General features: G+C 57.2%; 6 protein-coding genes and 1 pseudogene. 4 read left to right on the top strand and 3 right to left on the bottom strand.

The features are described from left to right. The 3 genes from ilvD to ilvB all read right to left on the bottom strand — a co-directional run. On the bottom strand, nt 1–1,583 hold a 1,583-nt coding region (ilvD, locus tag QNK41_RS02815; protein ID WP_319253535.1), incomplete at its 3' end, for a dihydroxy-acid dehydratase. A gap of 184 nt (nt 1,584–1,767) precedes the next feature. Then, nucleotides 1,768–2,256: an acetolactate synthase small subunit gene (ilvN, locus tag QNK41_RS02810; protein ID WP_319253533.1), complete on the bottom strand. Its 489-nt coding sequence runs from the start codon at nt 2,254–2,256 to the stop codon at nt 1,768–1,770. A 38-nt stretch (nt 2,257–2,294) separates the two neighbouring features. Continuing rightward, nucleotides 2,295–4,019, bottom strand: a complete 1,725-nt coding sequence (ilvB, locus tag QNK41_RS02805; protein ID WP_319253531.1) for a biosynthetic-type acetolactate synthase large subunit — start codon at nt 4,017–4,019, stop codon at nt 2,295–2,297. 308 nt (nt 4,020–4,327) lie between these two features. On the opposite strand from ilvB, the gene leuC reads away from it, so the two are divergent. The 4 genes and pseudogenes from leuC to QNK41_RS22925 all read left to right on the top strand — a co-directional run bounded on the left by leuC (nt 4,328) and on the right by QNK41_RS22925 (nt 9,058). Beyond that, a complete protein-coding gene (gene leuC / locus QNK41_RS02800; RefSeq protein ID WP_319253528.1) occupies nt 4,328–5,737 on the top strand; it encodes a 3-isopropylmalate dehydratase large subunit in 1,410 nt (469 codons plus the stop codon). A 275-nt stretch (nt 5,738–6,012) separates the two neighbouring features. Then, nucleotides 6,013–6,654, top strand: coding sequence for a 3-isopropylmalate dehydratase small subunit (gene leuD, locus QNK41_RS02795; RefSeq protein WP_319253527.1), 642 nt, complete (start codon nt 6,013–6,015; stop codon nt 6,652–6,654). A 136-nt stretch (nt 6,655–6,790) separates the two neighbouring features. Continuing rightward, a pseudogene (locus QNK41_RS22930) lies at nt 6,791–8,065 on the top strand (malic enzyme-like NAD(P)-binding protein); the annotation flags it as partial. 9 nt (nt 8,066–8,074) lie between these two features. Then, nucleotides 8,075–9,058 (top strand): phosphate acyltransferase, encoded by a 984-nt coding sequence (locus QNK41_RS22925; protein ID WP_413815107.1) that lies wholly within the window; start codon nt 8,075–8,077, stop codon nt 9,056–9,058. Nucleotides 9,059–9,202 lie beyond the last annotated feature (144 nt).

Here is a 9,202-nt window from a genome sequence, read left to right as displayed (position 1 = left end):
CTCTTGCGCCTGCGCGCCATCTCCGCCGGGTCGATGTCGACATCGATCGTGTGGGTTGCCGTGTCAATGGTAATGATGTCACCGGTTTGAACCAGTGCAAGGGAACCGCCTTCCTGGGCTTCGGGGGTGATATGCCCCACAATGAACCCGTGAGAGCCGCCTGAAAAACGACCGTCGGTGATCAGCGCCACCTCTTTTCCGAGACCGGCCCCCATGATCGCCGAGGTGGGGGTTAGCATCTCCGGCATGCCGGGGCCGCCCTTGGGGCCTTCATAGCGGATCACGACCACATCGCCTTTAACGATCCGCCCCTCCTCCAGGGCCCTCAGCATCGCCTCTTCGGAATCGAACACATTGGCCCGTCCGCTGAAAGCGACGCCTTCCTTTCCGGTAATTTTGGCCACCGCACCGTCCGGTGCCAGGTTGCCCCGCAGGATCTGGATGTGACCGGTGGGGTGAATGGGGTCTTCCAGGGGGCGAACGATTCGCTGTCCCGGTTCGAATCCGGCCACATCCTGTAAGTTCTCGGCCACGGTCCGGCCGGTAACGGTCAGGCAGCGGCCGTCCAGCAACCCCTCGCCCAACAGGACCTTCATCAATGCCGGAATGCCGCCGATACGGTCCAGGTCTTCCTGAACGTAGGTTCCGCTGGGCTTCATGTCCGCCAACAGCGGCACCCGGTCGCTCACCAGCTGGAAATCATCGATGGACAGGGGTACGTCAACAGCCCGTGCCATGGCAATCAGGTGCAGCACCGCATTGGTCGACCCGCCCAGGACCGTCAAGACGACCAGTGCATTTTCAAAAGCTTCCCGGGTCATGATATCCCGCGGCTTGATGTCCGCCTTCAGCAGGTGCAGGATCGCCTCACCCGCCCGGCGGCACTCATCTTTTTTCTGGTCGGATTCGGCCGGCCGGCTGGCGCTGAAGGGCAGCGACATGCCCATGGCTTCGATGGCGGACGCCATGGTGTTGGCAGTGTACATGCCGCCGCAGGCACCGGCGCCCGGGCAGCTCTTTTTGACGATGGCCAGCCGGTGCTGTTCGTCGATGGTGCCGGCCATATATTCACCGTAGCTTTGAAAGGCCGAGACGATGTCCAGCTTGACGCCATCCAACTCCCCGGCCCGTATGGTCCCCCCGTAGACCATCAGGGCAGGTCGATTCACCCGGGCCATGGCGATCAGACAGCCAGGCATGTTCTTGTCGCATCCCGGTAGAGAAATATTGGCGTCATACCATTGGGCGCGCATCACCGTTTCGATGGAGTCGGCAATCAGGTCTCGGGACGGAAGGGAGTAGCTCATCCCCTCGGTGCCCATGGAAATCCCGTCGCTGACCCCGATGGTGTTGAAGCGCAGACCGACGAGACCCGCCTCCTCCACGCCGGTCTTCACCCTGGCGGCAAGGTCGTTCAGATGCATGTTGCAGGTGTTGCCTTCATACCAAACGCTGCTGATACCCACCTGGGCTTTTTTCATATCGGCATCGTTCATCCCGATGCCATAGAGCATGGCCTGGGACGCACCCTGGGATTTGGGCTCGGTAATCCGCGAACTGAATTTGTTCAACTTCTCTGCCATGGCTACTCCTTTTACGGTACGGTTTAGCTCAAAGTCTGGCGTGGTTTTTATTCAGAAATGGTAGATTTTGATTCAGGCCAAGGCCGCAGTACTGTTGAAACCGCAGGCGTAGCAGCGCTACGTCGAGGACTTCAACAGGGCGAGAACGCAGGCCTGGGGCAAAAGATGCCATTTCAGGAAAAAACTATTTCTCCATCGCGGTGAACCCCGACCTCGCCACTTCGATAATTCTGTCAGCTCCGACATCCTGCAAAAATTCATCGATAGAAAGAGATGTGCCGGTCACCTGGACGATGAACAGTTCATGATTCTGGCGATCGAGTATTTCAAATTGGTACGTTCTTTTCAACACTTCCATCCGATCCTCATCGGCTTCAAATTTGACGATGGCCACCTCCCGCCAGAAGCTTTCATTCATGTCCAATTCCCTGGCGGAAATCACCTCGGTGCTTTTTTCAATCTGCTTGATGACCTGACGCATTTTTTCGTCACTGTCTTCTCGAAGAGTAATGGTCATTCGACTCGTGCCGGGCTGGTTGGTCTTGCAGACAGTTAGGGTTTCAACGTTGTACATCTTGCGGCGGATCAGCATGGCGATTTTGTTGAGCACGCCAGGCCGGTCCAGCATAAAAGCCAGGATGGCCCGCCGCTTCATGAGGGCAGTGGTTGTCATCAGATCCTCCCAATATAAGGATGCGCTGAAATTGTTGTTTAATCTATGGAGACGATCATCTCTTTATAACCGCCGCCGGCCGGTACCATGGGCAGAATGATCTCGCTGGGGTCACATATAAACTCAAGCATAAACGGCCCTTTGTGGTCGGCCGCCGTTTGAATGGCATCGTCCACCTGGTCCAGTTCGGAGACCTTCAGGTAGGGGATGCCGTAGGCACCGGCGATGGCGCCGTAATCGGGGTTTTTCATTGGCGTGCCGGCATAACGGCCGTCGTAAAACAGGGTCTGCCATTGGCGGACCATTCCCAGGTATCCGTTGTTCATGAGCAGAATTTTAACGTCGATATCATGCTCCATGATCGTTCCTAGTTCCTGGATATTCATCTGGAACCCGCCATCGCCGCTCACCGACCAGACCCGTTCATCCGGCCTGGCCAGCTTCACGCCGATGGACATGGGCAGGGCGCATCCCATGGTTCCGGCACCGCCAGAGGTAAACCAGCTGTTGACGGTCTGAAAGTTGTAAAAGCGGGCCAGAATCATTTGATGCTGCCCCACGTCTCCCACAATGATGTCCTTTCCCTGGGTCAGGCGGGACAACCGGCTGGTAATGGTCTTTACCAGCAATTGCCCCTCCCGGCCGATTCCCGCATCGATCTCTTTTTGAATCTGGTCGGCAATTTCCAGGCGAAAGGCATCGATTTGAGCTAACCACCGTGTCCTCGGCTTAGAGACCAGGGCAGGGTCCCGGTGCAGAAGATTGAGCGCCTGGGCCACGTCTGTATTGAGGGCCACCGAGGACTTCACGTTCTTGTCGATCTCGGAAGGATCAATCTCCACATGGATCACCGCTGCTTCACGGGCGAAATCTTTCAGGTTGCCGGTCACCCGGTCATCGAATCGCATGCCCAATGAAATGATCAGATCGGCATTCATCAGGGCCCGGTTGGCCTCCACGGTCCCGTGCATGCCCACCATGCCCAGGCTCATCCGATGGTCCACCGGCAGCGCTGAAAGTCCGTGCAGGGTAAAGGCCACCGGAATATTTGCCCGCTCCGCAAAGGCCTGCAGTTGCGGGCCAGTATTGCTGGAAATGACGCCGTGGCCGCAAAGGATGATGGGCCGCTCGCTCCGGTTGATCAACCCGACGGCCTGCTTCAAACTGTCCAAATCCACCGACGGTCGATAGAAAAAACCGGGCAACTGCGGCTCACAGGAACGGGCATCGAATTCACACACGTTCTCTGTCTCCTGCAGCTGGACATCCTTGGGGATGTCGACAACCACCGGTCCACCGCGACCGCTTGAGGCCACATACATGGCCTCATGAATCGTGGTTTCGATTTCATCGACGCTAAGCGGCATATAGGTCTGTTTGGTCAGCGGCATCATCACCCCCACCACATCGCTCTCCTGAAACGCGTCCGTTGCGATGACACCGGTGGGGACCTGACCGGTGATGGCCAGCACCGGCACCGAATCCATGTTGGCGTCGGCAATGCCGGTGACCAGGTTCATGGCACCGGGACCGGACGTAGCCATGCAGACACCGGTTCGGGGGTCGGATGTGGATAGGGAAGCGCGCGATATACCCTGAGCCATAAAGACCGCCCCCTGTTCATGCCGCGACATGATGAAGATTAATGCGTCCTGTTTTTCCATTTCGTCGAAAATGGGCATGATGGCGCCGCCGGTGTAACCGAAAATAAATTTCACGCCATTGTCGATCAGCGCTTTGAGGACCAGTTCCGTGCCTTTCATAGCTGCGTTTCCCTTCTGTGTGATTACAACGGCAGTTCCCTTAGGTGCCGGGTTGAGGCGCAGGGGCATGAATTCAATGCTATGTTGGGTTCAGCCGATTCGCCTGACACGCATTCCGAAGAACAGGACAGCAAATCATCGCCCACCCGCCGTATTTAGGAAAAATAATCTGTCTTTGATAAAAGGCAAGCAATTAGGCGCGCCATTGCCTTGACTTTCAGCGGCCATGACGTCATTTTAATGGATCCTGAACATTACCGGAAGGAGCCAGCCCCCAAAAGCCATACCTTAAAAAGAAAGATGACGCCATGGGTAAAACATTGTTCGAAAAAATCTGGGCGCCCCATGTGGTGCGGGAACTGCCGGATGGTGCCTGTCTGCTCTACATCGATCGCCACCTGGTGCACGAGGTGACCAGTCCGCAGGCATTTGAAGCATTGCGGGAAGCGGGTCGAAAGATTCGACAGCCGAACCTGACCTTCTCCACCATGGATCACAACGTACCCACCACCGAGGATCGCATGGAAATCAAGGACCCCATTTCCAAAGCCCAGGTGGATGCACTGCAGCAAAACTGCGATGAATTCGGTGTCAAGCTGTTCGGTCTGGGTGATGATCGGCAGGGCATCGTTCATATCATCGGTCCGGAACTGGGGATCACCTTGCCGGGCCTCACCATCGTATGTGGCGATTCGCACACCTCCACCCACGGTGCCTTCGGCGCGCTGGCCTTCGGCATCGGCACCTCCGAGGTGGAGCACGTCCTGGTCACCCAGACACTCATCCAGAAAAAACCGCGCACCTACCATGTGAAATTCACCGGCCGCCCCGGTCCACACATCTCGGCCAAGGATATGGTACTCAAGATGATCGGCACCATGGGCACCGCCGGCGGTTCAGGGCATGTCCTGGAGTATGGCGGTGAAGCGGTCCGCGCCCTCTCCATGGAAGGGCGCATGACGATCTGCAACATGAGCATCGAGGCCGGTGCACGGGCCGGCATGATCGCCCCCGATGACACCACCATCGCCTATATCACCGGCCAAAAGCGTGCCTATGCACCCACCGGCAAGGCCCTGGACAAGGCGCTGGCTCACTGGCGCAGCCTGCCCAGCGATGCGGATGCCCGATTTGATCAAACCTTGACCATCGACGCAAGTCGCATCGAACCTCAGGTCACCTGGGGGACCAACCCCGGGATGGTTATAGATGTGGGCCAGCCGGTCCCCTCTCCGGAAAGTGCCAGGGGATACAGTCCTTCGGATGTAAAAAATGCTCTGGCCTACATGGGAATGACCCCCGGGGTAAAGCTCACCGATGTGCCCCTGGATGTGGTCTTTATCGGTAGTTGCACCAATTCACGGATTGAAGACCTGCGGCAGGCAGCCGCCATTCTGGATGGACGCAAGAAGGCCGACCACATCGAATTGCTGGTGGTTCCCGGGTCCCATCAGGTTCGCATGCAGGCCGAAGCCGAAGGGCTGGACCGGATTTTCAAGGCCGCCGGTGGACAATGGCGCTATGCCGGATGCAGCATGTGCCTGGGGATGAACCCCGATCAACTGCAGCCCAGACAACGTTGCGCCTCCACCTCCAACCGCAATTTTGAAGGCCGTCAGGGAAAAGGTGGACGCACCCACCTGGTCAGTCCTGAAATGGCGGCGGCGGCAGCCGTGGCCGGAAAATTTGTCGACATTCGTCAATGGCTCGAATCGTAGGTAGCTTAATTTCCGTGCGCCACAGTAACGAGGGATGCAACCCAATCCAGATATCGGAATTTATAAGGAACCGTCATCTTTGATGAAGTCGTTAAAAGTCTCATTTTAGACGGATTTGTAAAAAGCCCGAGATCAAGGATTGCGAATTTAGAGAATACCGCTATCGCGGGTGCCGTAGGCAGCGTACTTATGGTACGCCGCAGTGACGAGAAATGAAGCGTAACGCAGATCTCGGGCTTCTACGAATCCGTCATCTTTCAAACAAAGGAAATACCATGGACCCCTTTATCGATCATACCGGCATCGTGGCCACGCTGGACCGGGCCAATATAGACACCGACGCCATCATCCCCAAGCAATTTCTCAAATCGATCAAACGCACCGGCTACGGGCCCAGTGCCTTTTTTGACTGGCGCTACCTGTCTGACGGCGCGCTCAATATGGATTTCGAACTCAACCAGTCTCGCTTCGAAGGACGTTCCATTCTTGTGACGCGCAACAACTTCGGCTGCGGTTCCAGCCGGGAGCATGCAGTCTGGGCTCTGGTCCAAGACGGTTACCGGGTCGTCATCGCCCCTTCGAAGACGGTGGACGGCAAACGGCTGCCCGGGTTTGCCGACATCTTTAGAAACAACACCACCAAAAATGGCATGCTCGCCATCGAACTCTCGGAATCAGATGTAAATGAGGTGTTCAACATGGTGGCCGCGCACACCGGATTGACGGCAACGGCGGACCTGCCTGCCCAGCGCATCGTCTTTCATGCACCGTCACCACGCACCTTCAATTTTGAAATCGACGCAGCGGCAAAAGAGCAGCTGCTGCACGGGTTGGACAATATCGACCTGACCCTGCAATACGAGGCGGATATCACCCGGTTTGAAGCACAATACGACCCGCTGATGCCGCATCCCTGATCCGCAATCGAATTCCAGATAATGATCGTGGCAAGGCAGAGCGAGGAAGGCGAATAAGTCATACATCGACGAGCATTATCACCGTCCAAATTTATTATCTTAAAGCCGGTGTTTGTCCCGACCCAAGGAGGCTGTCATGTCGTCCTACGATGAAGAGGCGCTGCGCTACCATCGCGAACCGCGTCCGGGAAAAACCGAGGTGGTTCCCACCAAGCCTTTTTTCAGCCAGACCGACCTCAGCCTGGCCTACACCCCCGGTGTGGCGGCGCCCTGCCTGAAAATCAAAGACAATCCGGATACGTCTTACGATTATACCAACCGGGGAAACCTGCTTGCGGTGATCACCAACGGGACGGCTGTACTGGGCCTGGGCAATATCGGCGCCCTGGCCGGTAAACCGGTCATGGAGGGAAAGGCCGTCCTGTTCAAACGGTTTGCCAACATCGATGTGTTTGACATCGAGTTGGACGCCACCGATCCAGATGACTTCATCCGCACCGTCAGGCTGATGGAACCGACCTTCGGCGGCATCAATCTGGAAGACATCAAGGCACCGGATTGCTTCTATATCGAAGAACAGCTGAAGGCGCAGATGTCCATTCCCGTGTTTCACGACGACCAGCATGGTACGGCTATCATTTCCGCGGCCGCCATGTTGAACGCGGTAACCCTAACCGATCGTCGCATACAGGAATTGCGTGTTGTCATCAACGGGGCCGGGGCGGCAGGTATTGCATGCGGGAAGCTTTATATCCAACTGGGGGTTTCCCCCGGCAACCTGGTCATGCTGGATTCCGGCGGGGTCATCTATCAGGGACGAACGGCCGGCATGAACCCTTACAAACGGGAACTGGCCTGCGACACGGACGCACGTACCCTGGCGGATGCGTTAGCGGGTGCAGACATGCTCGTGGGTTTGTCGGTGAAAGGTGCCTTCACCACGGAACTGCTCAAACGGATGAACCCCAAGCCCATCGTCTTTGCCCTGGCCAACCCCGATTCGGAAATCGACTACCATGAGGCCAAAGCCGCCCGGCCGGACGCCATCGTTGCCACCGGCCGTTCGGATTTTCCCAACCAGGTCAACAACGTGCTGGGGTTCCCCTATATATTTCGCGGAGCGTTGGACGTGCGGGCCACCGAAATCAACGAGGCCATGAAAGTGGCCGCCGTGCATGCCCTTGCCGAACTGGCCCGAGAGGATGTGCCGGACGCCGTGATCCGCGCCTATGGCGGCAAGCCCATCCGGTTCGGCCCCGACTACATCGTTCCCAAACCGCTGGATACCCGTGTACTGCTCAAGGTAGTGCCGGCCGTGGCCCAGGCGGCGGTCAGCAGCGGCGTCGCCCGTACATCGCTGCCCGAGCAGGCGGTCTATCTCCAGCGTCTGGAGGCCAGTCTGGGACCCGAACGGGAAATCATGCGCAAAATCATTTTCCGGGCACAGCGGAATCCGCAGCGTGTCGTGCTGCCCGAAGGGGACCACCCCGTGATCATCCGGGCGGCCCATTATGTCGCCAAAGAAGGGATTGCGCAGCCGCTGCTGTTGGGAGACCCGGCAGCCATCCGTTCGGAGGCCGAGGCCATGCACATCTCACTGGACGGTATTGAAATGATGGACCACCGCCATAACCCTCATGTGGCGGCCTTCACCGACACACTGTATGGCCTGCGGCAACGCAAGGGCTGGTCTCTGGCCGAGACGCGCTCTCAATTGAACAACCCCTATATTTTTGGTGCGATGCTGGTGCGGGATGGGCTGGTGGACGGGCAGGTTCACGGTATCGCCCAGTCCTATCCCAATGCCATTCGGCCGGTGCTCCAGGTGATCCACCGCCGTGCGGGTGTAGAGCGTGTTTCCGGGCTTTACCTGGTTATTCAGAAAAACCGCACCCTGCTTTTTGCCGATGCGACGGTCAACGTCCATCCGGATGCTTCAGATTTGGCTGAAACCGCCATTCTGGCCGGCGAGATGGCCGAATTTTTCGATATGGTGCCGCGGGTGGCCATGCTCTCCTACTCCAATTTCGGCAGTGTGCGCAATCAAGATACGATGAGGATTGCTCGTGCCGTTGATCTGGTAAGGGAGAAAAAGCCCGACCTGTGGGTTGACGGGGAGATGCAGGCCGATACGGCCGTGACGGCAAGTATTCTGGACAGGGATTTTGCATTCCACCAAATGGGACGGGCCGCCAACGTCCTTATCTTTCCGGACCTGGCATCGGGCAACATCGCCTACAAACTGATGAACCGTTTAGGCGGGGCCAAGGTGGTAGGCCCTCTGCTGATGGGCATCGACCGACCGTTTAACGTGCTGCAGCGCAATTCGGAGGTGGAGAGCGTGGTGGACCTGATTGCCATCACGATGGTTCAGGCCCAGGCGGGTAAAGGCGAAGCGACCTAACTGTTGACGGATTCGTAAAAAGCTTTTTCAGGCCACGAATGGCCACCTATCCGAAAGGAACTTTGCTCTGGTGCTAAATTCTGTTATTTCATTTGCCGGACGCATTGGCAAATGAAGCCGTTCGGACTTTGGTGCCCGAGTGCC

It is taken from the genome of Desulfosarcina sp., from assembly GCF_033791525.1.
Lineage (GTDB): Bacteria > Desulfobacterota > Desulfobacteria > Desulfobacterales > Desulfosarcinaceae > Desulfosarcina.
Note: the sequence above shows the minus strand (reverse complement) of the source record. Positions and strands in the feature narration are given on the sequence as shown.

Coding starts and splice junctions, on each gene's coding strand:
- leuD (WP_319253527.1), top strand. CDS start 6,013: ATGGACCCCTTTATCGATCATACCGGCATCGTGGCCACGCTGGACCGG.
- ilvB (WP_319253531.1), bottom strand. CDS start 4,019: ATGAAAGGCACGGAACTGGTCCTCAAAGCGCTGATCGACAATGGCGTG.
- leuC (WP_319253528.1), top strand. CDS start 4,328: ATGGGTAAAACATTGTTCGAAAAAATCTGGGCGCCCCATGTGGTGCGG.
- ilvN (WP_319253533.1), bottom strand. CDS start 2,256: ATGACAACCACTGCCCTCATGAAGCGGCGGGCCATCCTGGCTTTTATG.
- QNK41_RS22925 (WP_413815107.1), top strand. CDS start 8,075: ATGCGCAAAATCATTTTCCGGGCACAGCGGAATCCGCAGCGTGTCGTG.